This window comes from Cupriavidus ulmosensis (genome assembly GCF_977008105.1).
Window position 1 is genome coordinate 2,744,037 of the sequence record NZ_CDRMWP010000002.1, and the last position, 22,612, is coordinate 2,766,648.

Below are 22,612 nucleotides of genomic sequence, written 5' to 3' on the forward strand. Positions count from 1 at the left end.
CAAGCATGACCACCGACACGCCCGCGCAGCCGCCGGGCACGCCCTTCAATTTCGCCGCGCACCTGATCGCCCGCAACGCGCGGCGCGCCGGCAAGACCGCCTATATCGACGACCGCGGCAGCCTCAGCTACGGCGCGCTGGCCGAGCGCGTGCGCCGCCTGGCCGCCGCGCTGCAGGACTGCGGCATCCACCGCGAAGAGCGCGTGCTGCTGCTGATGCACGACTGCAACGACTGGCCGGTGTCCTTCCTCGGCGCCATGTACGCCGGCATCGTGCCGGTGGCGGTCAACACGCTGCTCACCGCCGACGACTACGCCTACATGCTGGAACACAGCCGCGCCCAGGCGGTGCTGGTGTCGGCCGCGCTGCTGCCGGTGCTGCGCCAGGCGATGGCGCAGGGCGGCCACGAAGTGAAAGAGGTCATCGTCTCGCACCCGGACGGCGCGCCCGCCAATGACGCCAATGATGCCGCCGACGCCGACTACGCCGGCACCGTCGCGCTCGACGCACTGCTCGCGCGCCACGCGCCGCTGGCCGCGCCCGCCGGCACCGGCCCCGACGACCCCGGCTTCTGGCTCTATTCGTCCGGCTCCACCGGCCGCCCCAAGGGCGTGCTGCACAGCCAGGCCAACCCGTACTGGACCGCGCAACTGTACGCCGGCCCCATCCTCGGCCTGCATGAAAACGACGTCTGCTTCTCCGCCGCCAAGCTGTACTTCGCCTACGGGCTCGGCAACGGCCTGAGCTTCCCCCTGAGCGTGGGCGCCACCGTGGTGCTGATGGCCGAGCGGCCCACGCCCGAAGCCACCTTCCGGCGCTGGCTGGAACACCGGCCCACGGTCTTCTTCGGCGCGCCGACCGGCTATGCCGGCATGCTCGCCTCGCCGGCCCTGCCCGCGCGCGGCGCGGTCGCGCTGCGCCTGTGCTCGTCCGCCGGCGAAGCGCTGCCCGCCGAGCTCGGCGAGCGCTTCACCGCCCACTTCGGCTGCGAGATCATCGACGGCATCGGCTCCACCGAGATGCTGCACATCTTCCTCTCCAACCGCCCCGGCCAGGTGCGCTACGGCACCACCGGCTGGCCGGTGCCCGGCTACGCGGTCGAGCTGCGCGACGAGGAAGGCCGCCCGGTGCCCGACGGCGAAGTCGGCGACCTCTACATCCAGGGCCCGAGTGCCGCGCTGATGTACTGGGGCAACCGCGAGAAATCGCGCGAGACCTTCCGCGGCGGCTGGACCAAGAGCGGCGACAAGTACGTGCGCAACCCCGACGGCAGCTACTGCTACGCCGGTCGCAGCGACGACATGCTCAAGGTCAGCGGCATCTACGTCTCGCCGTTCGAGGTGGAAGCCACGCTGGCCCAGCACCCGGCCGTGCTCGAGGCGGCCGTGATCGGCGTGCCCGACGCCGCCGGCCTGACCAGGACCAAGGCCTTCATCGTGCTCAAGCCCGGCGCGCGGGCCGGCGAGGCCGAGCTCAAGGCCTTCGTCAAGGAACGCCTGGCGCCCTACAAGTACCCGCGCGTGATCGAGTTCGTGCCCGCGCTGCCCAAGACCGCCACCGGCAAGATCCAGCGCTTCCGGCTGCGCGAGCTGGAAGGCGCGCCGGCCTGACGCCGGGTCGCGCAAAGCGCCACGATGGCCGCGTACCTGCCGACGGTCTGCTCCCCTCTCCCATGCAATGGGAGAGGGGAGCAGACCCGCAGTCATTCCGCGGCGCGCCTCACGCCGCCGCCTTCGCCTCCTGGTACGCCGCATACAGCCGCTTGAACACCGGCCCCGGCACGCCCGCGCCGATGGTCTTGCCGTCGATGGTCACCACCGGCAGCACTTCCTTGCTGGCCGAGGTCAGCAGCACCTCGTCGGCCGCGAACACTTCCTCGCGCGCGATGCGGCGCGCTTCCAGCGAAATGTCCAGCCTGGCGCAGAGCTCCTCCATCCAGCCGTAGCGGATGCCTTCCAGGATCAGGTTGTCCTTGGGCGGCGCGCTGACGCGGCCCTGCGTGACGATCCACACGTTGGACGAGGACGCCTCGGTCAGGAAGCCGTCGCGGAACTGGATGCTCTCGGTGACGCCATGCTCGGCCGCGTTCTGCGCCGCCAGCACGTTGCCCAGCAGCGAGGTGGACTTGATCTGGCAATGGAGCCAGCGCTTGTCTTCCTGCGTCACGCACACCACGCCCTGCTCGCGCATCTGCGCCGACGGCGGCGTCATCGGGTTGGTCATGATCAGCACCGTCGGCGTCACCTCCCTGGGAAAGGCATGGGCGCGCCGCGCCACGCCGCGCGTGACCTGGATGTAGACCATCTGGTCGGACAGCCCGTTGGCCTTGACCACGCGGTCGATCAGCGCCATCCATTCGGCCTCCGTATGCGGATTGGGAATGCCGATGGTTTCCTGGCTGCGCGCCAGCCGCGCCAGGTGCTGCGGCAGGCGGAACGGCCGGCCGCCGTAGATGGGCACGACTTCGTACACGCCGTCGCCGAAGATGAAGCCGCGGTCCAGCACGGGGACGCGGGCTTCGGACAGGGGCGTGAGTTCGCCGTTGAGGTAGACGATGTCTTCGTTCATGGTTGGCAGGGGTCTCGGGGCAGCGGTGGAAGGGAATGCGGCATTCTTCCACAAGCCGCGGCGGCAGCTCATGCAAATTAAGCATGACGCGCGGGCGGCCTCTGTGCCTGCTGCCGCACCCGCGCGGGCGCGCCTTCCTTGATCGCGCGGCAAGAATCATTTGCCTGCCACGGGGTTTTTGCCGGAGCCGGCCGCCCCGACAATCGCTTCATCCACCCATCCGAAGCGAGGCAACCATGCTGTTCACCCCCTACACCCTTGGCGACATCACCACGCAGAACCGCATCGTGATGCCCCCGATGACCCGTTCGCGCGCCGCCGCCGGCGACGTCGCCACCGACCTGATGGCCGAGTACTACGCCCAGCGCGCCAGCGCCGGCCTGATCATCTCCGAAGGCACGCAGATCAGCCGGCAGGGCCAGGGCTACGCCTGGACGCCCGGCATCTACACCGGGGAGCAGGTGCGCGGCTGGCGCAAGATCACCGACGCGGTGCACGCCGCCGGCGGCCGGATCTTCGCGCAGCTGTGGCACGTGGGCCGCGTCTCGCACACCTCGCTGCAGCCGGGCAACGCCGCGCCGGTATCGTCGTCGGCGCTGGTCGCCGAGGGCGTGAAGGTGTTCGTCGACGCCAGCGGCCAGGGCCCGCAGGGCGGCGTGGGCGAGATGGTCCAGCACTCCGCGCCGCGCGCGCTGTCGATCGACGAGATCCCCGGCATCGTGGCCGACTACGCCCGCGCCGCGCGCAATGCGCTGGAAGCCGGCTTCGACGGCGTGGAGCTGCACGGCGCCAACGGCTACCTCATCAACCAGTTCATCGACTCGCAGGCCAACGCCCGCACCGACGCCTACGGCGGCTCGCTGGCCAACCGCCTGCGCTTCCTCAAGGAAGTGGCGCAGGCCGTGACCGACGTGGTCGGCAAGGACCGCATCGGCGTGCGCCTGGCGCCGCTGACCACGCTGCAGGGCGCGGTCGACGACACGCCCGAGGCCACCTACCTCGCCGCCGCGCACGCGCTCGGCCAGATCGGCGTGGGCTACATCCACATCGCCGAGGCCGACTGGGAAGACGCGCCCGTGATGCCCGCCGCCTTCAAGGAAGCGCTGCGCGCGATCTACCCCGGCACGCTGATCTACTCCGGCAACTACACCAAGCCGCGCGCCGAGGAAGCGCTCGCCCGGGGCTGGGCCGACCTGATCGGCTTCGGCCGCCCGTTCATCGCCAACCCGGACCTGCCGTATCGCCTGCGCCACGACCTGCCGCTCAACACCGGCGACCGCGCCAGATACTTCGGCGGCGCCGAGGCCGGCTACACGGACTATCCGCGGCACGCCAGCAACACCGGCGCGCAAGCCGATGCCGCCTGATCCCGCCGCCAAGGAGACCGCCATGCCCGGCGCACTGGACAAACTGACCGCCGGCGGCTTCAGCGTCGGCGTGGAACTGCCGCTGGACAACGACTGGTCGCCCGCCGGCGAAGCCGCCCGGCGCGCATCCGGCCGCCTGCCCGGCGAGCCCGACATGGCCCGCCACGGCGAACTGGCCCGGCTGGCCGACCGGCTCGGCTTCCGCGCGCTGTGGGTGCGCGACGTGCCGCTCTACGACCCGCAGTTCGGCGACGCCGCGCAGGTGTTCGAGACCTTCAGCTACCTCGGCTACCTCGCCGGCGTGACCGGGCGCATCCTGCTCGGCACCGCCGCCGTGGTGCTGCCGCTGCGCGAGCCGATGCTGACGCTCAAGTCCGCCGCCACGGTGAACCGGCTCAGCAACGGCAGGCTGCTGCTCGGCGTGGCCAGCGGCGACCGCCCGGTCGAATACCCGGTCTTCGGCCGCGACTTCGCGCGCCGCGGCGAAACCTTCCGCGAGCACGTGGCGCTGCTGCGCGACGCCGGCGCGTCGCGCCTGCCCGAAGGCGTGCGCATGCTGCCGCGCCCGGAGCAGCCGCTGCCGCTGCTGGTGGCCGGGCTGGCCCAGCAAGCGCCCGCCTGGGCCGGCGAGCACATGGACGGCTGGCTGGCCTACCCCGGCACGCCCGAGGACCACGCGCGCCGCAGCGCCATGTGGCGCGGCGCCGCCGGCGCCAAGCCCTACATCAGCTTCATCCACCTCGACCTGCTGGCCGACCCCGACGCGCCGATCCGCCGCCACCGCTTCGGCGCGGCGGTCGGCCGCAACGGGCTGATCGAAGAACTGCGCGCCATGCGCGCGGCCGGCGCCGCGCACATCGCCCTGCACTTCCGCCGCAGCCAGCGGCCGGTGGGCGAAGCGATGGAGGAAATCGCGGCGCATGTGCTGCCGCATTTTCATGTGGAGGCGGTGGCGGCTCAGGCTCCAGCATGCATCGCGGAGACCGTGACCCATGAGATGCGCGTGGTGGCGTAGCCGCGGCGCGCGGACCGCTCGTCACCCGGTCCGCGCTCCCGCCTGACCGAACAGCGCAGCCTGCGCCTGCGCGCAAGCCGCGCCGATGCAGCGCCCGAGTTCGTGCAAGGCGTCGTCGGCAAGCTGTCCGCTGAACGTGTGGGTACTGACCGCCAGCGCGGGCCGGCCGTGCGCATCCGCTATCGCCGCGGCGACCGAGACCACGCTCTTGATCAGCACGCCGGCATCCACCGCGTAACCACGCTGCCGCGCTTCATCGATCTCCGCGAGATAGCGCTCGAATGGCATCGGCGTATTCCAGCGGATGCCCGCGAAGGCTTCCCGCAACCGTTCGGGGGACACCTGGCCGGCAGCCGCGGCCGCGCGCCCGATCGCGCCGGCGTACAGCGGAATCCGCATCGCGCTGCGGAACTCGATATGCACGCCGAGCTCCGGCTTCAATCGATCGAGCAGCAGGAAGCGCGGCGAATCTCGCCTTGAATCCCGTGGTGGAGCGCGCTGCGAATCCACCACCCGCCATACGCTGACGGTGGCCTCGAACTGGTTCGCGATGCGCTGCAGTCCCGGGCGCAACAATTCCACCTCCGTCTTCCCCAGCATGACCCGCGCCAGTTCCAGCAGGCCGAGATCGAGGCCATAGGTCTTGGTGGCCGGCTCGAAGGCAACCAGCCGCTCTTTCACCAGGGTCCTCAGGATGTTCAGCGCGGTCGACGGATTCAGCGCGGCGATGCGCGCGATGGCGGTCACGCCCAGCGGCTGCCGCGTATCCGACAACACCCGCAGGATCGATGCCGCCTGTATTACCGCGCCAACGTCTTTGCCTGCTTCCATTGCGTTCTCCGGTCAAGGCTCGAATGGCCCGATAGCCGGTCACTCTACACAAACAAATTCCTATTATTTACAGCAAATAAAGCCTTTGAAAAATCATGAAAAATTAGTCGGCAATTCATTTAATCGGTAAACAACAAATTCATGGTATTTCCCTACGGTGAATATCATTGACCATAGAAAACCTTGGGTATAACTTGTTAGTCAACCGGCATGCATAAGGCGACCACTTTCGCCAGACACCGCCGACCCGGCCCCCTGCCGCGCCGCATGCCCCGGCCGGCCACAAACCCGTCGAATCCACCCGCCCCCGGCGGCGCGCTGCACGCGAGCCACCGGCGGCCTCATGCTGCCCGCGACATGATCAGCTACGACATCGTTACCTTTGGCGAGGCGCTCGTCCGCCATGAACGGCCCACTCCGGTCCCCACCGGCGACGAGATCCTGCTCAGGATCTCGGCGGCGGGCGTATGCCATACCGACGTCCATACCCGTTCGGGCGCATACGACCTCGGCGGCGGCAAGGCCCTGCGCATGGCGGATCGCGGCATCCGCCTGCCGCTCACGCCCGGCCACGAAATCGTGGGCGAAGCCGTGGCGGCGGGGGAACACGTGGACCCGGCCATGCTCGGCAAGCCATATCTGGTCTATCCGTGGATCGGCTGCGGGACCTGCGCACCGTGCCAGGACGACCGCGACAACATGTGCGCCCAGCCGCGTTCGCTGGGCGTCTTCCGCCCCGGCGGCTACAGCGACCATGTGATCGTGCCCGCCTCGCGCTTCCTCGTCGACATCGCCGGGCTGACCCCCGAGTCGGCCGCGCCGCTCGCGTGTTCCGGGCTGACGACCTACAGCGCGCTGCGGAAGCTCGACGCGCAAACGCTGGGCGCGACCTCGCTGGTCGTGATCGGCGCCGGCGGCCTCGGCCTGATGTGCGTGCGCCTGGCCCGGGCAATGGGCGGCGCGGGCACCATCGCCGTCGACATCAACGCGGACCGGCGCCAGGCCGCCGCGCTGGCCGGCGCGCGCGCCTGCTTCGACCCGGCGCAGGCCGGCGTGGCCGAGCGCATCCGCGCAGCCGCCGGCGGGCCGATCCTGGCCGTCGTCGACCTGGTCGGCTCGGCCCGGAGCACCGCGCTTGCCCTCGACCTGCTGGCCAGGGGCGGCAAGCTGCTGCTGGTAGGCCTGGCCGGCGGCGAACTGACCCTGCCCTTGCCACTGCTGCCGCTGCGCGCGCTTTCCCTCGAAGGCTGTTATGTCGGCACCCTGCAGGAGCTGCGCGACCTCGTCGCGCTGGTGCGCAGCGTGGAGATGGCGCCGATGCCGACCACCTGCCGGCACCTTCACGAAGCCAACGACGCGCTCGACGAGCTGGAAGCCGGGAACGTCGTCGGACGGATCGTACTGCGCCCCTAGGCCAGGCATCCGGCCTGGCCGGCATCCAACCGCGGCGGCCACCGCACCGCCGCGTCCAACCACACAAGGAGACGGGTTCAATGGACATGACTGCCCCCGAACAGACGCAGCAGCGCTCGGCCGAGGACGCCACCTACCGGAAAATCACCGCCAGGCTGCTTCCCATCCTGCTGCTGTGCTATCTCACGGCGTATCTCGACCGCATCAACATCGGCTTCGCGCAGACCGCCATGAGCGAGGACCTCGGTTTTTCCGCCGCCGTGTACGGCTTCGGCAGCGGCATCCTGTTCATCGGCTACCTGCTGTTCGAGGTGCCAAGCAACTATGTGCTCGAGCGCATCGGCGCCAGGAAGACGCTGGCCCGCATCGCGCTGCTGTGGGGCACGATCTCCTCGTGCATGATGTTCGTGCAGACGCCGATGCAGTTCTACGTCATGCGGTTCCTGCTGGGCGTGGCGGAAGCCGGCTTCTTTCCGGGCGTGATTCTGTACCTGACCTACTGGTATCCCGCCGGGCGCCGCGCCAGGATCGTCGCGCTGTTCATGACGCCGATCGCGTTCGCGGGCTTCATCGGCGGGCCGCTGTCGGGCTGGATCATGCAGAACATGGCAGGGCTCAACGGATGGAAGTCCTGGCAGTGGATGTTCCTCATCGAAGGCCTGCCGTCCATCGTCATGGCGGTGGTCGTGATGCTGTTCCTGGTGGACCGGCCCGACGATGCCAAATGGCTGACGGCCGAGGAGAAGCGCATCGTCAGGCGGGCGGTGGAGACCGGGCGCGCCGGAAGCAGGTCCGGCTTCAACGAGACACTGGCCGCGCTGCTCAAGGACGCGAAGCTCTATCCGCTGCTGTTCGTCTACTTCGCGCTGGTCTGCGGCGTGGTCACTACCGCGAGCTGGATTCCGGCCTTGCTCAAGACCGTGTTCCCCGCCGGCACGCCGCAGCAGCTCGGCCTGCTCACGGCCATCCCCTATGCGCTCGGCGGCATCGGCATGGTCTGGATCGGCCGCCGCTCGGACCGCACCGGCGAGCGGCGCTGGCATTGCACGCTGTCGGTCCTCGCCGGCGGCGCCGGCATCGCGGTGCTGGGCTGGAACACGGACAGCCTGGCGCTCGCGGTCGCGGCCATGTCGGTCGCGTCGGTCGGCATCTTTGCCGGCTTCCCCACCTTCTGGGCAGCCGCCACCCATCATCTCGACGAAGCGAAGGCCGCGTCCGGCATCGCGCTCATCAGCTCGGTAGGGCTGATCGGCGGCTTCATCAGCCCGATCGTGATCGGCACGCTGCGGACCACCACCGGCAGCTTCAGCGGCGGGTTGTACGCCGTGGCGGCGGTGCTGCTGGCCGGCGGCGCGACCATCTTCGCCACGCTGGCCGCGCCGCGCGGGCGTGGCGCCATCCTCGCGGACGGCCCCGGCCGCTCGCTGGAGCCGGGCAACCACCCATGAACCTGTTCGCGCACTTCAGCATGACCATCGGCGGCGCGCCGGTCCTGGCCGCCGATACCCTGCCCGTCATCGACCCGGCGACCTGGCAGCGCGTCGGCAACGCGCCGCGCGCCACGCGGGCGCATCTCGACTGCGCGGTCGCCGCGGCACGCGGCGCCTGCGCGGACTGGAGCGCGGTTTCCCTGCAAGAGCGCCAATGCCTGCTCAGGCAACTGGCGGCCAGGGTCAAGGCCCGCGAAGACGACTTCGCCCGCCTGCTCACGCTGGAGCAAGGCAAGCCGCTCCATGCCGCGCGCGGGTCCTGCTACGAGGTGCGCAGCGTTCAGGCGTGGCTGGAGGCTGTCGCGCGCATGTCGCCCGCAGCCGAGGTGCGGCTCGACACCGCGCAGCGGCGCGTCGAAGTCCGCCGCGAGCCGCTCGGCGTGGTCGGCGCCATCGCGCCGTGGAATTTCCCGATGACGCTGGCGGCCTGGAAGATCGCGCCGGCGCTGCTCACCGGCAACACGATGGTCCTGAAGCCCTCGCCGTTCACGCCGCTGACCATGCTGAAGTTCGGAGAGCTGGCCCGCGGGATATTGCCGCCCGGCGTTCTCAACGTGGTCAGCGGCGGCGACGAGCTCGGCCCCTGGATGACCGCGCACGCCGGCATCGACAAGATCGCATTCACCGGCTCCACGCAGACGGGCAAGGCCATCCTGCGCGCCGCTGCCGACACCATGAAGCGCGTGACGCTGGAGATGGGCGGCAACGATGCGGCCATCGTCATGGACGACGTCGACATCGATGCCGTGGTGCCGAAGCTGTTCTGGGGCGCGTTCGCGAACAACGCGCAGTTCTGCCTGGCCATCAAGCGGCTGTACGTGCACGAGCGCATCTACGACCGCTTCACCGCCGCCTTCGTCGCCTTCGCCAGGACCGTGAGAGCCGGCAACGGCCTGGACCCCGGCGTACAGCTCGGCCCGGTGCAGAACCGGCGGCAATACGACCGCCTGGTCGAGCTGATCGCATCGTCGAAGGCGCGCGGCGACACCTTCCTGCTCGGCGGAGACATCCCCGCGGGGCCGGGCTATTTCGTGCCGGTGACGATCATCGGCAACCCGGCCGACGATGCCCGCGTCGTCGTCGAAGAAGCGTTCGGCCCGGTACTGCCCATCCTCCGGTTTGCCAGCATCGACGAAGTCGTGCGGCGCGCCAACGACTCCGACTACGGGCTGGGCGCATCGGTCTGGTGCGCCGACCCCGCGACGGCGAGCAAGATTGCGGCGCGCCTGGAAGCGGGCACCGTCTGGATCAACACGATCCATGTGCTGTCGCCAGACTATGTCTTCGGCGGCTACAAGCAATCGGCCTTCGGCAGGGAAAATGGCATGGAAGGACTGCTGGAGTACACCAATACGAAGACGGTGGTGACGGACTTCTGAGCCCCCGGCCATCGTCACGTACCGGACGTCGGCGGCGGATCGGACGCGGTTCGGCCGGCCATCCGGCAGTCAGGGCTTTTCGCGGCAACAAGAAACCCGGTCATCCGACCGGGCTTCAGGCTGCATGCAACCCCCGACTTGCCAACGGGTTGCTCCCCTCAATCCCAGACCGGCGCCAGCCCCTCCGGACTGGTCAAGCGCCCGCCGCGATCCAGCGCGGCGATGGCGGCCATGTCCGCATCGTTCAGCCGCACGGCCAGCGCGCCGAGGTTGCTTTCGAGGTTGGCGCGCCTGGTGGACGACGGAATCACCGCATAACCGAGCTGCATGGCCCAGGCCAGCACCACCTGCGCGGGCGTGGCGGACAGGCGCGCGGCGATCCGCCCGATCACCGGGTCCTGCAGCACGCTGCCGTAGCCGAGCGTCATGTAGGACGTGATGTGGATGCCCTGGCTGCGGGCGAACTCGGCCACCTTGCGGTTCTGCAGGAACGGATGCAGCTCGATCTGGTTGGTGGCGATCGCGCCGGCGCCAACGGCGTCGATGGCCTCGCGCATCAGCGCGATGGTGAAATTGGACACGCCGATCTGCCGCGTGAGGCCCTGCTCGCGGGCCTCGGCCAGCGCGCCCATGAACTCGGCCACCGGCACCGCGCCGCCGGGCGAGGGCCAGTGGATCAGGGTCAGGTCGACGTGGTCGGTGCGCAGCTTGGCGAGGCTGTCCTTGAGGCTGGGCACCAGCTTGCCGCGCGAGAGGTTCTCGATCCAGATCTTGGTGGTGAGGAACAGGTCGGCGCGGGCCACGCCGCTGGCGGCGATGGCCGTGCCGACTTCGGCTTCGTTGCCGTAGATCTGCGCGGTGTCGATGGCGCGGTAGCCAACCTCGAGGCCGTTGCGCACGGAGTCGATGGCAGCCTGGCCTTGCAGGCGGAAAGTGCCGAGGCCGAGTGCGGGAATGCTCATGTTCGTTCCTTTGTCAGGTAGGTGGCGGCCGGGGCTGACGGCGGCCCGGCCGGAGATCGGGGGTGGCGGGCAAGCGCGCTGGCTCAGTCCACCGGCATGTCGTGTTCGATCCAGCCGGTGACGGAGTCGTGCGCGGGCCGCCAGCCGAGCTCGGTGCGCGCGCGGCGGGCGCGCACGCGGCTGTTGGAGCCGAAGGAATAGCGCGCGGCGCCCTCGCCCCACACCGGCGCGGCCTGCGCCACGGTCCAGGACTGCACCGGGCCGAGCCCGAGGCGGCGCGCGATGGCGGCGCCGATCTCGGCGTAGGACGCCTCGCCGTTCTCGACGAAGTAGAAGGCGCCGGCCGGCGCGTGCTCCAGCGCCAGCGCGTAGAGCGCCACCACGTCGGCGATGTGCACGTTGGACCAGCGGTTCACGCCGCTGCCGACGATGCGCACCACCCCGTTCTCGCGGGCCTGCGCCACCAGCGGCGGGATCTGCACGCTGTCGGCGTGCAGCCCGGTGCCGGTGCCGTAGATCATGCTGTTGCACAGCACGATGCCGCGCACGCCGTCGGCGGCCGCGGCCAGCACCATCTCGTCGATGGCGTGGCACGCCTGCTTGTCCGCTTCCACCACCAGCGGCGTGTCTTCGTCGAAGATGCGCGCGGACAGCACGTCGCCGCCCACGTCGTCGCCGATCACGCTGGAGCCGCTGGTGTGCAGGAAGGGCTTGCCGCTGCCGCGCAGGCCGGCCAGCAGCGCCTCCACGGCGCCGCGGTGGTCGCTGCTGGCGGTGTTGATGACGGCGTCGGCCTGCGCGGCCTCGCGCGTCAGCAGGGCCGCGTCGTCGAGCGTGCCGGCCACCGGCACGATGCCGAAGCGGGCCAGCGCGTCGGCCTGGGCCGGGTTGCGCACGAGACCGCGCACGGTGTGGCCGTCGGCCAGCAGCCGCGCCGCGACCGAACCGCCGATGAAGCCGGCGGCGCCGGTGATGAAGATCTGCATGGGAAACTCCTCATGCCGGGCAAGCCCCGGCTTTTGCACATGGCAGGAGTATCCGGGCAAGCCGCGGCGGGAAACACCCGCCGCCGCGCAGAAGAGACTTGACCGCGGCGCAAGAATCGCAGGGCGGCGCGCGCCTGGCCGAGCCTCAGCCGGCACCGACGGAAACGCGCAGCGGTCTCGCCATGCGGGTAGCGGCGCGAGCGCGTCAAACCCGGTGGGGCAGACCTCGGAGCCGGTCCGGAAATGCAACGATGCGCGAAACCTGCCAAGCTGCCGGCAGGTGGCACGGCCAAGCGTTACAACCTTTAAGCTGTATCTCTTGATTACAGCTTATATAATGTTTTTTTCAAGAAATACACTTCATACGCTGTATTTTTGAAAAACAGCCTATACTCTGTATTCAAGGCACGCACCGGAAGACCACCGTGAACTACCCGATCCAGACCGTCGACCAGCTGGCACCCACGCTCAAGGCCTTCCGCCGCGCGGCCGGCATGACGCAGGCCGAGCTGGCGGCTCGGCTCGGCATCACGCAGCAGACCTATGCGCGCCTCGAGGCAAATCCGCAGGTAGTCAGTCTCGCGCGCTTTCTGCGCGTGCTGTCGGTGCTCGGCGTCCAGATGACGCTCGGGGCGGAAGACGCGGCAACCCAACGGCAGAGCCCGACCAACACCTGGTTTTCCGGCGACCAGTCCTCCCCCCCTGCGGCCAGGCACGTGCAGGAGGCCGCCGCCCGGTACGCAGCGCCCACGGCCACCCGCAAGCAACCCGAGGCCGGCGCATCCGCCTCCGCGAAACGCCCGGCCGCCGCGAAACGCAAACCGGCCAGGCAGGATTCGGACAGCGCGCCTGAACAGTCCAAGCAGCCCAAGCCTGTCGTCTCCAGGCGCGAGCAATGGTAGGCATGGCGCGCGCACCGCGTCACCGCCGCCTGCACCTGTGGATGAACGGTCTGCCGGTCGCTGGGACAAATTTGCCCCGGGGGCACGCCCCCGTCTCGCGCCTCAGCTCTGCCTGAGCGCCATCGCCAGCACCCGCGCCACGTGCAGCGCCTCGGCCTGCGCGCCGTCGTGGATCTGGTGGCGGCAACTGGTGCCGTCGGCCACCACCAGCGCGTCCGCCGCGCGCTTGCGCACCGCGGGCAGCAGCGAGAGTTCGGCCATCGCCGTGGAGGCGTCGTAATGCTCGGCCTCGTAGCCGAAGCTGCCCGCCATGCCGCAGCATGACGATTCCACCGGCGACACCTTGAGGCCGGGAATCCAGCCGAGCACGGTCTGCACCGGCGTGAAGGCATCGAACGCTTTCTGGTGGCAGTGGCCGTGCACCACCGCCTCGCTGGCCGGCAGCGCGCCGAGGTCGAGCGCGAGCCGCCCCGCGCGGTGCTCGCGCACGAGGAATTCCTCGAACAGGAAGGCTTGCGACGCCAGCTTCGCGGCTTCCTCGCCATAGCCGTAGCCGAGGAACTCGTCGCGCAGCGACAGCAGGCAGGAGGGCTCCAGCCCGACCACCGGCACGCCGCGCTCCACGTAGGGCTTGAGCGTGTCCAGCAGGCGCCGCGCTTCCGCCTTGGCCTCGTCCACCAGTCCGGCGGCGAGGAAGGTGCGGCCGCAGCACAGCGGACGCTCGCCCGCGCGGACGTTGAAATGCACGGTGTAGCCCGCAGCTTCCAGCACCTGCTGCGCCGCGCGCGCGTTGTCCGGCTCCATGTAGTTGTTGAAGGTGTCGACGAACAGCAGGACTTCGCGCGCGGGCGCGTCCTGGCTTGCGGTGCTCTTCGTCCGCGCCGTCGACAGGAACGAAGTCCGCAAGCGCGGCAGCGAGCGCTGCGGCGCAAAGCCGAGCGCGCGCTTGACCAGGCCGGAGATACCGGGAATGCCATCGGCCAGCGCAAGCAGCGGCGCCAGCCGGCTGGCCAGCGGCGCGTAGCGCGGCATGTACGCCACCATGCGCTCGCGCAGGCCGGTGCCGTGCCGCCGCGACCACGCCTGGCGCGCTTCGATCTTGAAGCGCGCCATGTCGATGCCGGTCGGGCAGTCGCGCTTGCAGCCCTTGCACGACACGCACAGGTCCAGCGCTTCCTTGACCTCGGCGCTGGCCAGGCCGTCGTCGCCGAGCTGGCCGGAGACCGCCAGCCGCAGCGTGTTGGCGCGCCCGCGCGTGACGTGCTGCTCGTCGCGCGTGACGCGGTAGCTCGGGCACATGGTGCCGGCGTCGAACTTGCGGCAATGGCCGTTGTTGTTGCACATCTCCACCGCAGCCGCCAGCCCGCCGGCGCGGTCGGTGCCGGTGCCGGGCGCGCTCTCGGCGCCGGTGAGCGGGTCGCGCGTGACGTTCCATGCCGACCAGTCGAGCGCGGGCGTGAGCGGCAGCGCCGCGTAGCCGGGCGCGAAGCGGAAGTTCTCCCGCGCGTCCATGCGCGGCGGGCGCACGATCTTGTCCGGGTTGAAGCGGTTGTCCGGGTCGAACAGCGCCTTGATCTCGCCGAACGCGGCGTTGATGCGCGGGCCGTACTGCCACGCCACCCATTCGCCGCGGCACAGGCCGTCGCCGTGCTCGCCGGAGTACGCGCCCTTGTACTCGCGCACCAGCGCCGCGGCTTCCTCGGCGATCTCGCGCATGCGCACCGCGCCGTCGCGGCGCATGTCCAGAATGGGCCGCACGTGCAGCGTGCCCACGCTGGCGTGGGCATACCAGGTGCCTTCGGTCTCGTGCTTGTGGAACACCTCGGTGAGCCGGCGGGTGTATTCGGCCAGGTGTTCCAGCGGCACCGCGCAGTCCTCGATGAAGGAGACCGGCTTGCCGTCGCCCTTCATGCTCATCATGATGTTCAGGCCGGCCTTGCGCACGTCCCACAGCGCCTTCTGCGCGCCCGCTTCCGGCATCTTCACCACCGCGCCGGGCAAACCCAGGTCGCCCATCAGCTCGGCCAGCGCGTCGAGCCGGGCCAGCAGCGCGGCGTGCTCCTCGCCGGCGAACTCGACCAGCAGGATGGCCTGCGGGTCGCCGCTCAGCGCCCGCTCGATGACGGGGCGGAAGGCGGGGTTCTCCATCGACAGGTCGATCATGGTGCGGTCGACCAGCTCCACCGCCACCGGCCCGAGCTTGACGATGTGCCGGGTCATGTCCATCGCCTGGTAGAACGTGGGGAAGTTCACCACGCCCAGCACCTTGTGCGCCGGCAGCGGCGACAGCTTGAGCGTCAGCTGGCGGCTGTAGGCCAGCGTGCCCTCGGAGCCGACCAGGATGTGCGACAGGTTGGCGTGGCCGTCGTCGGTGTAGGCGCGCGGATTCTGGCAATCGAACAGGTCGATGTTGTAGCCCGCCACGCGGCGCAGCACCTTGGGCATGCGCTCGGCGATCTCGCCGCGCTCGCGCGTGGCGATGCGGCGCAGGTCCGCCAGGATGCCCGCCACGCGGCCGCCTTCGGCCGCACGCGCGAGCGAGCCGAAATGGCACTGGCTGCCGTCGGCCAGGATGGCGTCGATGGCCAGCACGTTGTGGACCATGTTGCCGTACTCGATCGAGCGCGAGCCGCACGAGTTGTTGCCGGCCATGCCGCCGATGGTGCATTGCGCCCCGGTGGAAACGTCGACCGGGAACCACAATCCGTGCGGCTTGAGCCACGCATTGAGGTGGTCCAGCACGATGCCCGGCTCCACCGTGACGGTGCGCGCCGCAGCATCGAAGTCCACCACGTTGTTGAGCCATTTGCTGTTGTCGATCACCAGCGCCTCGCCCACGGTCTGGCCGCACTGGCTGGTGCCGGCGCCGCGCGCCAGCACCGGCAGTTGTTCCTCGCGCGCGATCTCCAGCGCCGCCAGCAGATCGGCCTGGTCGCGCGGCACCACCACGCCGAGCGGCGTGATCTGGTAGATCGAGGCATCGGTGGCATAGCGGCCGCGGCTGGCGCGGTCGAACAGCACGTCGCCGCGCAGCGCCTTGCGCAGCCGCGCCGACAACGGCGAGGCCGCGCCGCGTTGCGGCGGCACGAGGTGGACCGGCTTGACCAGCAGGGAGGAAGGCGTGGGGTTCATGGCGTTTTTTGTCGAGGCTTGTGGAGTCCGGCGCCCGGCTAGCCGAGCGTGAGTGCGACCGGCGGCAGCCCGGCGATGGTGCCCAGCGCCACGCCGGCCTGCGCCGGGAAATGCATGCCGGTGTAGGAGCCGGTCGTGACCAGCGTGCCGTGGCCGAGCGTGATGCCGCGCGCCGTGCAGTGGTTCACCAGCCACGGCAGCAGGCGGCGCGGATCGCCGGCGGGATTGGCCGGCGCGCCCGCGACCACGTCCACCCCGGCGCCGCCGAAGGTGAAGGACAGCGCGGGATGCAGGAACGGGTAGCCGGGCTGGTAGCGCACGCAGTCGCCGACCACCAGCGCGCCGTGGTTCTGCAGGTCGGCCAGCTGCGCGAGCTTGTCCACCGCGGGCCACTCGCGGTAGCGGCTGGCCACCACTTCGATGGCGGCGGCCATGTATTCGATGCCGTCCAGCACTTCCTCGTCGGCATAGGGCGCGGCGCGCGGCGCGAAGACCCGCCCGAAGCGGAACGCGATCTCCAGCTCCAGGCCGGGCCGGCGGAAGCTGCCCAACTTCAACGCGGCGGGGCTGGCATGCACGCAGTCGGCCGGCAGCGGCGCGCCCTGGACCGGCCCGGTGGCGGACTTCGCGCCGACCTTCCAGCCGCCGATGCCGGCGCCGCGCTGCCGCAGCACTTCGGCCTGCACGGCGTAGGCCGCGTCGGCGTCCCGCGGCAGCAGCGCGGCCGGCAGATCGGCGAAGCGAAGACCGTCGCCGCCGGCGCGCGCGAGCAGGCGGGCCAGTTCCTGCTGCGGTTGGGGATGGCGTTCGGGATCGGAATGACGCATGGCGGGATGCTCAGGCATGCAGGTGCGTGGGACTGGCCGCGCCGGCGGCATCGGCTTCGAACTTGCTCTCGGGCTGCATGCGGAAGGCCAGCACCACGCCGACGCCCATCAGCAGCATGCTGCCGATGAAGGGCAGTTCCCAGCTGCCGAAGCGGTCGATCAGGTAGCCCGACAGCACCGGCGAGATGATCGCCGCCAGCGCCGAGCCGGTGTTCATCATGCCGCTGGCGGTGCCGGAGTATTCCGGCGCGATGTCCATCGGGATCGCCCACATCGGGCCGATGGTCATCTCGGCGAAGAAGAAGCCGGCGGACAGGCAGGCCATCGAGACATAGAGCTGGTGCGTGAACAGCATGGGCAGCAGCGAGATCATGGTCAGCAGCATGCAGACCGCCACCATCCAGCTGCGCGCGCGCTTCAGGCTGCCGGTGCGCTCGTAGAGCTTGTCGGTCACCACGCCGCCGAGCGTGTCGCCGAGCACGCCGGCGAAGAACACCGCGGAGGCGAACACCGCCGACTTCTTCAGGTCGAGGTCGTAGCTATGCAGGAAGTACTGCGGAATCCAGCTCAGGAACAGCCACAGCGTCCAGCCGTAGCAGAAGTAGACGACCGTCACCGGCGCCATGCGCCGGAACAGGCGGCGCCACGGCACGTTGGGCGACTTGCTGCGCGCCGCCGGCAGGGTCTCGAGCTCGGCTTGCGTGATGCGCGGATGGTCCTTGGGCTGCTCGGTGAAGGTCAGCGCCCACAGCGCCACCCAGACCAGGCTGATCGCGCCGCAGAGGTAGAACGATTCGCGCCAGCCGTAGACCGCCATGATGGCGACCACCGCCGCCGGCGCCACCGCGTTGCCGACGCGCGCGCAGGCATGGGTGATGCCCTGGGCGAAACCGCGCTTGTCCTTGGGCACCCAGCGCGCCATCGCGGCGGTGGCGGCGGGAAAGGTCGCGCCTTCGCCAAGGCCCAGCAGCAGGCGCGCGGCCAGCAGCGAGACCAGCCCGCCGGCCATGCCGGTAAGCAGCGTGGCGATGGCCCACAGCACGCCGCAGGCGATCAGCGTGCGGCGCGCGCCGAAGCGGTCGCTGACCCAGCCGCCGATGATCTGGAACACGAGGTAGGGATAGGCGAAGGCGGAGAACACCAGGCCGATCTCGGTCTTGTTGAGATGGAACTCCTGGCCGAAGCCGGCCGCGGCGGTGCTGACGTTGACGCGGTCCAGGTAGGTGATGAAATACATGATGCACAACATCACCAGCACGATGCTGGTGGCACGAAAGCGCTTCATTGCTTGTCTCCGGTCTTTTTTTGCCTGCCCGGCGCCCGCCTGGGCCTCGGCTTTGCATCTCTTGTGCGTTTCCTGTGCCGGGCCCGCTCTGCGGCGGGCTTGCGCGCGCGCGGCAGGCGGCGGGGCTGCGATCGGCAACACCGCTCCCTGGCCTCGCCCGCGCGGGTGAAGCCATGCCTGTGCGTACTGCTGTCCGGCTGTTTGCTGCTATGCGCCGCTATTTGCCGCTATTTGCCGCCGTGCGCCGCCACTGCGCGGGAAGGCCGCGGCGGCGCGGCCTTCCCTGTGAAACTCAGGCCGCCGCCTTGAGCGCCGGCTTGTCCTCCAGCGAAACCAGGTAGTCCATCGCCGCGGCCACGCCGCTGGCGGCCACCGGCACGCCCGAGAGCTTCAGCCCCATCTCGCAGCCGGCCAGCGTGGCCATCAGGGTCAGGTCGTTGCAGTCGCCGAGATGGCCGATGCGGAACATCCTGCCGCGCATCTTGCCCAGCGCCTGGCCCAGCGACATGTCGAAGCGTTCGTAGATGCGCTTGCGCACGGCGTCGGCGTCGACGCCCTCGGGCATCATCACGCCGGTCAGCACCGGGCTGTAGACCGCCGGGTCGGCGCACTGGATCTCCAGGCCCCAGGCCCGCACCGCGCGGCGGGTGGCCTCGGCCAGCCGCTGGTGGCGCGCGAACACGTGGTCCAGGCCTTCTTCCAGGATCATGTCGAGCGCCTCGGACAGGCCGTAGAGCAGGTTGGTGTTGGGGGTGTACGGCCAGTAGCCGTTCTTGTTGGCCTCGAGGATCTCGTCCCAGCCCCAGAACGCGCGCGGCAGCCGGGCCTGCCGGCCGGCCGCGATGGCCTTGGCCGAGAGCGCGTTGAAGCTGATGCCGGGCGGCAGCATCAGGCCCTTCTGCGAGCCCGACACGGTCACGTCCACGCCCCATTCGTCATGGCGGTAGTCCGCCGAGGCCAGGCCGGAAATGGTGTCCACCAGCAGCAGCGCCGGATGGCCGGCCGCGTCGATGGCGCGGCGCACCGCGGCGATGTCCGAAGTCACGCCGGTGGAGGTCTCGTTGTGCACCACGCACACCGCCTTGATGGCATGGCCGCCGTCGGCGCGCAGGCGCGCCTCGATCATGTCGGCGCGCACCCCGTGGCGCCAGCCCTCGATGCCGGGCAGGCCGATGAATTCCGGCTTCAGGCCGAGCGCCTCGGCCATCTTCTTCCACAGCGTGGCGAAGTGGCCGGTCTCGAACATCAGCACGGCGTCGCCGGGGCTCAGCGTGTTGGTCAGCGCGGCTTCCCAGGCGCCGGTGCCGGAGGCCGGATAGATGATGACCGGCTGCTCCGTCTTGAAGATCTTCTTGATGTCGGCCAGCACCTTGCGGCCCAGCGCGCCGAACTCGGGCCCGCGGTGATCGATGGTCGGGTAGCTCATCGCGCGCAGGATGCGGTCCGGCACCGGGCTCGGCCCCGGGATCTGCAGGAAGTGGCGGCCGGCGGGGTGGAAATCGAGCTTGATCATGGGCAGTGCCTCCTTTGTTTGAATCATGAATTTTGAATTCAAAATACTTTAGCAACGAAACGGCCCCGATCCAAGGACGGAATCGCCGCCGCGGCTCGGTGTTTACCCGCGAGGCGCTTGCGGCCAATGAGATGCAGTAAAATGCGGAAAACGCAAAGGGAAGGACTTTGTATGCAAAATCCACAAAATCCGGGCGACAGCGGCGTGCCCCGTCCCGCCCCGATCCTGCCCAGGGTGGAGCGGCAGCGGCTGCACGAGATGGTGGTCGAGCACCTGCGCAAGTTCATCGTGGAAGGCGTGCTGTCGCCGGGCATGAAGCTCAACGAGCGCGAGCTGTGCGAAACCCTGGGCATCTCGCGCACGCCGCTGCGCGAGGCCTTCAAGGTGCTGGCCGCCGAGGGCCTGATCGAGATCTCGCCGCACCGCGGCGCCAGCGTCTCGCGCATGACCGAGGCGGAGATGTGGGAGACCTTCGAGCTGATGAGCGGCCTGGAAGCGTTCTCGGGCGAGCTGGCCTGCGAGCGCATCACGCCGGCGGAGCTGGCCGAGATCAAGGCGCTGCACTACGCGATGCTGGCCTGCCGCGTGCAGAACGACCTGCCCGGCTACTACAGCCGCAACCAGGAGATCCACGACCGCATCAACGAGGCCGCCCGCAATTCGGCGCTGCGGCAGACCTACCAGTCGGTCAACCGCCGCCTGAAGGCGCTGCGCTTCCGCTCCAACCACCAGACCGACAAGTGGGACCGCGCCGTGCACGACCACGAGGACATGATCAAGGCGCTGGAAGCGCGCGACGGCAAGCTGCTCGGCGCCATCCTGCGGCGCCACCTGCTGGAAAAGCGCGACGCCGTGATGCAGATCCACCCCGACCCGGTCGGCGACGTGGTGACGCACAACGACTGAAGCCGGGCCTGCCGGCGCGGCGGGCCCCGCGTTCCCGCGCGCGCTATGCCGCGGCGCTCATCGCCCCGGACAGGCTGTCCGTCAGGAACGACATCAGCGGCCGCACCAGCTCGGCCGGCGCGGACTCCTCGCCGAGGATGACGATCTCCGTCATCGGCAGCGTCGGCCAGGCATCGCCCGAGGGCAGGATCTGCAGGCCGGGCTGCGCGAACGAACGCCCCAGCACCGTCACGCCGAGACCGCCCGCGACCGCGGCCTGGATGCCCATCAGGCTGGCCGAGGTGCACGAGGAATACCACTCGCGGCGGATCGCGTCGAGCGAGCGGATCATCACCTCGCGGTAGGTGCACGGCGGCAGCAGCAGCACCAGCGGCACCGGCTTGTCCGGGTCCGGCGGGCTGTTCTTGCCGCTCATCCACACCAGCGGCTCGCGCCAGATCACGCGGCCGCGCTGGGCGCTGCCGTCCTTCTTGGCGATCACCACGTCGAGCCTGCCGTCGTCGTAGGCGGCCAGCAGGTCGCAGCTCAGGCCGGTGCGCAGCTCCAGGTGCATGTCCGGGTAGAGCCGCCGGAAACGCGCCAGCAGCGCGGGAAGCTGCATCGGCACGAAATCCTCGGCAATGCCCAGGCGCAGGTTGCCGGCGGCCGGCGGATCGGTCAGCGCGCGCACCGCCACGTCGTTGAGCTCCAGGATGCGGCGCGCCATCACCAGCAGTTGCTCGCCCTCGCGCGTCAGGCTCAGCGCGCGGCTGGTGCGGTGGAACAGCTTGCGCCCGAGCAGCTCCTCCAGGCGCAGGATCTTCTGGCTGACGGCCGACTGCGAGCGGCGCACCACCTCGGCGGCGGCGGTGAAGCCGCCCGTCTCCGCCACCGCGACGAAGGCGCGCAGCAGGTCTATGTCCAGGTCAGGGCGCATGGCATCGAGTCGATTCAGTCGAATTTCAGATTGTTGGGATTAAAAGTATTCGATTGCCTGATGAAAGGCAAGCGCATACCATCCTCGCCGATGCTCCCGAACCACCCTCGAAAACCAGCAAGCACCAGATGAAACTCTCGACCATCGCCCGCACCCGCTACACCACCAAGGCCTTCGACCCGGAGCGCCGCGTCCCGCAGGAAACCATCGACGACCTGCTCACGATGCTGCGCCACAGCCCGTCCTCCGTGAACTCGCAGCCGTGGCACTTCGTGGTGGCCGGCACGCCCGAAGGCAAGGCGCGCGTCGCCAAGGGCCTGCATGGCGGCTTTGCCTACAACGAGCGCAAGGCGCTCGACGCCTCGCACGTGATCGTGCTGTGCGCGCGCACCGGCATCCCCGACGCGCACCTGGAAAACATCCTCGAGCAGGAAGAGCGCGACGGCCGCTTCCCGCTGCCCGACGCCAAGGCCGGCCAGCGCAAGGGCCGGCTCGGCTACGTCAACCTGCACCGCTACGACCAGAAGGACCTGCAGCACTGGATGGAAAAGCAGACCTACCTCGCGCTGGGCACGCTGCTGTTCGGCGCCGCCACGCTGGGCGTGGACGCCACGCCGATGGAAGGCTTCGATTTCCGCCTGCTCGACGAAGAGCTCGGCCTGCGCGAGAAGGGCTTCACCAGCGTCGTGCTGGTCGCGCTCGGCTACCGCAGCGACAAGGACTTCAACGCCAAGCTGCCGAAGTCGCGGCTGCCCGCGCAGACCGTGCTGTCGTTCATCTGAGCGCCGCGTACCCCGATCGAATGACGCCGTGCCGCCGCGCGCCTGCGTTGCGGCCGGCGCTGCACCGGCATGCGGGCGGCGGCATCCGCCTATGTCATGCCTTATATCAGTCTTTAATTATTTTTTGATTCGTTCGGCGAAATTTCTACCAGCCTTGTCTCGGCGGAAATAGCCTCATTGAAAAGGCGCCTCTTTAATTCATGGCGCCGCTTTTCCCGCCACCGCTGCTTTGTCTTGCTTTGTATTGATTGTTAATACAGGTGCATTGCAATACCACCACCGCCGCGGACCGCGGAAATCCGCGGAAAACCAGACCGGACGCGCTTTCCGGCGCTTTG

At 69.5% G+C, this 22,612-nt stretch carries 18 protein-coding genes; 9 read left to right on the plus strand and 9 right to left on the minus strand.

What is annotated here, in order from left to right; translation table 11 throughout:
- The first annotated feature begins 5 nt into the window (after positions 1-5).
- Complete coding sequence (locus ACWTPI_RS31875; RefSeq protein WP_454733768.1) at positions 6-1,610, plus strand: benzoate-CoA ligase family protein; 1,605 nt, start codon at positions 6-8, stop codon at positions 1,608-1,610.
- Between the two features lie 109 nt (positions 1,611-1,719).
- Here ACWTPI_RS31875 and ACWTPI_RS31880 read toward each other — a convergent pair whose 3' ends face one another.
- On the minus strand, positions 1,720-2,568 hold the full coding sequence (locus tag ACWTPI_RS31880) for a D-amino acid aminotransferase (RefSeq protein WP_454733769.1): 849 nt from the start codon (positions 2,566-2,568) through the stop codon (positions 1,720-1,722).
- 236 nt (positions 2,569-2,804) lie between these two features.
- Between ACWTPI_RS31880 and ACWTPI_RS31885 the strand changes: the two genes are divergently transcribed.
- Together ACWTPI_RS31885 and ACWTPI_RS31890 are read left to right on the plus strand one after the other, a co-directional pair.
- Positions 2,805-3,935 (plus strand): alkene reductase, encoded by a 1,131-nt coding sequence (locus ACWTPI_RS31885; protein WP_059412340.1) that lies wholly within the window; start codon positions 2,805-2,807, stop codon positions 3,933-3,935.
- 22 nt (positions 3,936-3,957) lie between these two features.
- On the plus strand, positions 3,958-4,950 hold the full coding sequence (locus ACWTPI_RS31890) for a TIGR03571 family LLM class oxidoreductase (RefSeq protein ID WP_454733770.1): 993 nt from the start codon (positions 3,958-3,960) through the stop codon (positions 4,948-4,950).
- Positions 4,951-4,971: 21 nt separating this feature from the next.
- Here ACWTPI_RS31890 and ACWTPI_RS31895 read toward each other — a convergent pair whose 3' ends face one another.
- Positions 4,972-5,781, minus strand: coding sequence for an IclR family transcriptional regulator (locus tag ACWTPI_RS31895; RefSeq protein ID WP_020423704.1), 810 nt, complete (start codon positions 5,779-5,781; stop codon positions 4,972-4,974).
- Between the two features lie 357 nt (positions 5,782-6,138).
- Here ACWTPI_RS31895 and ACWTPI_RS31900 point away from each other — a divergent pair, with 357 nt between their 5' ends.
- From ACWTPI_RS31900 to ACWTPI_RS31910, 3 genes are all read left to right on the plus strand, one after another.
- Positions 6,139-7,194 (plus strand): alcohol dehydrogenase, encoded by a 1,056-nt coding sequence (locus ACWTPI_RS31900; protein ID WP_454733771.1) that lies wholly within the window; start codon positions 6,139-6,141, stop codon positions 7,192-7,194.
- 86 nt (positions 7,195-7,280) lie between these two features.
- Positions 7,281-8,642: an MFS transporter gene (locus tag ACWTPI_RS31905; protein ID WP_454733772.1), complete on the plus strand. Its 1,362-nt coding sequence runs from the start codon at positions 7,281-7,283 to the stop codon at positions 8,640-8,642.
- The gene (locus tag ACWTPI_RS31910; protein WP_454733773.1) at positions 8,639-10,063 is read left to right on the plus strand and encodes an aldehyde dehydrogenase family protein; all 1,425 of its coding nucleotides are present in this window, start codon (positions 8,639-8,641) and stop codon (positions 10,061-10,063) included. The genes ACWTPI_RS31905 and ACWTPI_RS31910 overlap by 4 nt, the downstream gene beginning before the upstream one ends.
- A gap of 158 nt (positions 10,064-10,221) precedes the next feature.
- Here the strand turns inward: ACWTPI_RS31910 and dkgB are convergent, their stop codons facing one another.
- Both dkgB and ACWTPI_RS31920 read right to left on the minus strand, forming a co-directional pair.
- Complete coding sequence (dkgB, locus tag ACWTPI_RS31915) at positions 10,222-11,025, minus strand: 2,5-didehydrogluconate reductase DkgB (RefSeq protein WP_059412335.1); 804 nt, start codon at positions 11,023-11,025, stop codon at positions 10,222-10,224.
- 83 nt (positions 11,026-11,108) lie between these two features.
- The gene (locus ACWTPI_RS31920) at positions 11,109-12,011 is read right to left on the minus strand and encodes an NAD-dependent epimerase/dehydratase family protein (protein WP_454733774.1); all 903 of its coding nucleotides are present in this window, start codon (positions 12,009-12,011) and stop codon (positions 11,109-11,111) included.
- 425 nt (positions 12,012-12,436) lie between these two features.
- On the opposite strand from ACWTPI_RS31920, the gene ACWTPI_RS31925 reads away from it, so the two are divergent.
- Entirely contained in the window at positions 12,437-12,913 is a 477-nt protein-coding gene (locus ACWTPI_RS31925) for a helix-turn-helix transcriptional regulator (RefSeq protein WP_454733775.1), read from the plus strand.
- A 102-nt stretch (positions 12,914-13,015) separates the two neighbouring features.
- Here ACWTPI_RS31925 and ACWTPI_RS31930 read toward each other — a convergent pair whose 3' ends face one another.
- The 4 genes from ACWTPI_RS31930 to ACWTPI_RS31945 all read right to left on the minus strand — a co-directional run bounded on the left by ACWTPI_RS31930 (position 13,016) and on the right by ACWTPI_RS31945 (position 19,670).
- Positions 13,016-16,045: an FAD-binding and (Fe-S)-binding domain-containing protein gene (locus ACWTPI_RS31930; RefSeq protein ID WP_454733776.1), complete on the minus strand. Its 3,030-nt coding sequence runs from the start codon at positions 16,043-16,045 to the stop codon at positions 13,016-13,018.
- 38 nt (positions 16,046-16,083) lie between these two features.
- On the minus strand, positions 16,084-16,872 hold the full coding sequence (locus ACWTPI_RS31935) for a 2-keto-4-pentenoate hydratase (protein WP_454733777.1): 789 nt from the start codon (positions 16,870-16,872) through the stop codon (positions 16,084-16,086).
- Positions 16,873-16,882: 10 nt separating this feature from the next.
- Entirely contained in the window at positions 16,883-18,157 is a 1,275-nt protein-coding gene (locus ACWTPI_RS31940) for an MFS transporter (protein ID WP_454733778.1), read from the minus strand.
- A 292-nt stretch (positions 18,158-18,449) separates the two neighbouring features.
- Positions 18,450-19,670, minus strand: a complete 1,221-nt coding sequence (locus tag ACWTPI_RS31945) for a pyridoxal-phosphate-dependent aminotransferase family protein (RefSeq protein WP_020203952.1) — start codon at positions 19,668-19,670, stop codon at positions 18,450-18,452.
- A gap of 171 nt (positions 19,671-19,841) precedes the next feature.
- Here ACWTPI_RS31945 and ACWTPI_RS31950 point away from each other — a divergent pair, with 171 nt between their 5' ends.
- A complete protein-coding gene (locus tag ACWTPI_RS31950; RefSeq protein ID WP_029043811.1) occupies positions 19,842-20,576 on the plus strand; it encodes a GntR family transcriptional regulator in 735 nt (244 codons plus the stop codon).
- Positions 20,577-20,619: 43 nt separating this feature from the next.
- Here ACWTPI_RS31950 and ACWTPI_RS31955 read toward each other — a convergent pair whose 3' ends face one another.
- Positions 20,620-21,492: a LysR substrate-binding domain-containing protein gene (locus ACWTPI_RS31955; protein ID WP_454733779.1), complete on the minus strand. Its 873-nt coding sequence runs from the start codon at positions 21,490-21,492 to the stop codon at positions 20,620-20,622.
- Between the two features lie 128 nt (positions 21,493-21,620).
- Between ACWTPI_RS31955 and ACWTPI_RS31960 the strand changes: the two genes are divergently transcribed.
- The gene (locus ACWTPI_RS31960) at positions 21,621-22,274 is read left to right on the plus strand and encodes an oxygen-insensitive NAD(P)H-dependent nitroreductase NfsB (protein ID WP_020203955.1); all 654 of its coding nucleotides are present in this window, start codon (positions 21,621-21,623) and stop codon (positions 22,272-22,274) included.
- Positions 22,275-22,612 lie beyond the last annotated feature (338 nt).

Bases quoted from the DNA above. Each gene is read 5' to 3' on its own strand.
- ACWTPI_RS31875 (WP_454733768.1), top strand. From the start codon at position 6: ATGACCACCGACACGCCCGCGCAGCCGCCGGGCACGCCCTTCAATTTC.
- ACWTPI_RS31880 (WP_454733769.1), bottom strand. From the start codon at position 2,568: ATGAACGAAGACATCGTCTACCTCAACGGCGAACTCACGCCCCTGTCC.
- ACWTPI_RS31885 (WP_059412340.1), top strand. From the start codon at position 2,805: ATGCTGTTCACCCCCTACACCCTTGGCGACATCACCACGCAGAACCGC.
- ACWTPI_RS31890 (WP_454733770.1), top strand. From the start codon at position 3,958: ATGCCCGGCGCACTGGACAAACTGACCGCCGGCGGCTTCAGCGTCGGC.
- ACWTPI_RS31895 (WP_020423704.1), bottom strand. From the start codon at position 5,781: ATGGAAGCAGGCAAAGACGTTGGCGCGGTAATACAGGCGGCATCGATC.
- ACWTPI_RS31900 (WP_454733771.1), top strand. From the start codon at position 6,139: ATGATCAGCTACGACATCGTTACCTTTGGCGAGGCGCTCGTCCGCCAT.
- ACWTPI_RS31905 (WP_454733772.1), top strand. From the start codon at position 7,281: ATGACTGCCCCCGAACAGACGCAGCAGCGCTCGGCCGAGGACGCCACC.
- ACWTPI_RS31910 (WP_454733773.1), top strand. From the start codon at position 8,639: ATGAACCTGTTCGCGCACTTCAGCATGACCATCGGCGGCGCGCCGGTC.
- dkgB (WP_059412335.1), bottom strand. From the start codon at position 11,025: ATGAGCATTCCCGCACTCGGCCTCGGCACTTTCCGCCTGCAAGGCCAG.
- ACWTPI_RS31920 (WP_454733774.1), bottom strand. From the start codon at position 12,011: ATGCAGATCTTCATCACCGGCGCCGCCGGCTTCATCGGCGGTTCGGTC.
- ACWTPI_RS31930 (WP_454733776.1), bottom strand. From the start codon at position 16,045: ATGAACCCCACGCCTTCCTCCCTGCTGGTCAAGCCGGTCCACCTCGTG.
- ACWTPI_RS31935 (WP_454733777.1), bottom strand. From the start codon at position 16,872: ATGCGTCATTCCGATCCCGAACGCCATCCCCAACCGCAGCAGGAACTG.
- ACWTPI_RS31940 (WP_454733778.1), bottom strand. From the start codon at position 18,157: ATGAAGCGCTTTCGTGCCACCAGCATCGTGCTGGTGATGTTGTGCATC.
- ACWTPI_RS31945 (WP_020203952.1), bottom strand. From the start codon at position 19,670: ATGATCAAGCTCGATTTCCACCCCGCCGGCCGCCACTTCCTGCAGATC.
- ACWTPI_RS31950 (WP_029043811.1), top strand. From the start codon at position 19,842: ATGCAAAATCCACAAAATCCGGGCGACAGCGGCGTGCCCCGTCCCGCC.
- ACWTPI_RS31955 (WP_454733779.1), bottom strand. From the start codon at position 21,492: ATGCGCCCTGACCTGGACATAGACCTGCTGCGCGCCTTCGTCGCGGTG.
- ACWTPI_RS31960 (WP_020203955.1), top strand. From the start codon at position 21,621: ATGAAACTCTCGACCATCGCCCGCACCCGCTACACCACCAAGGCCTTC.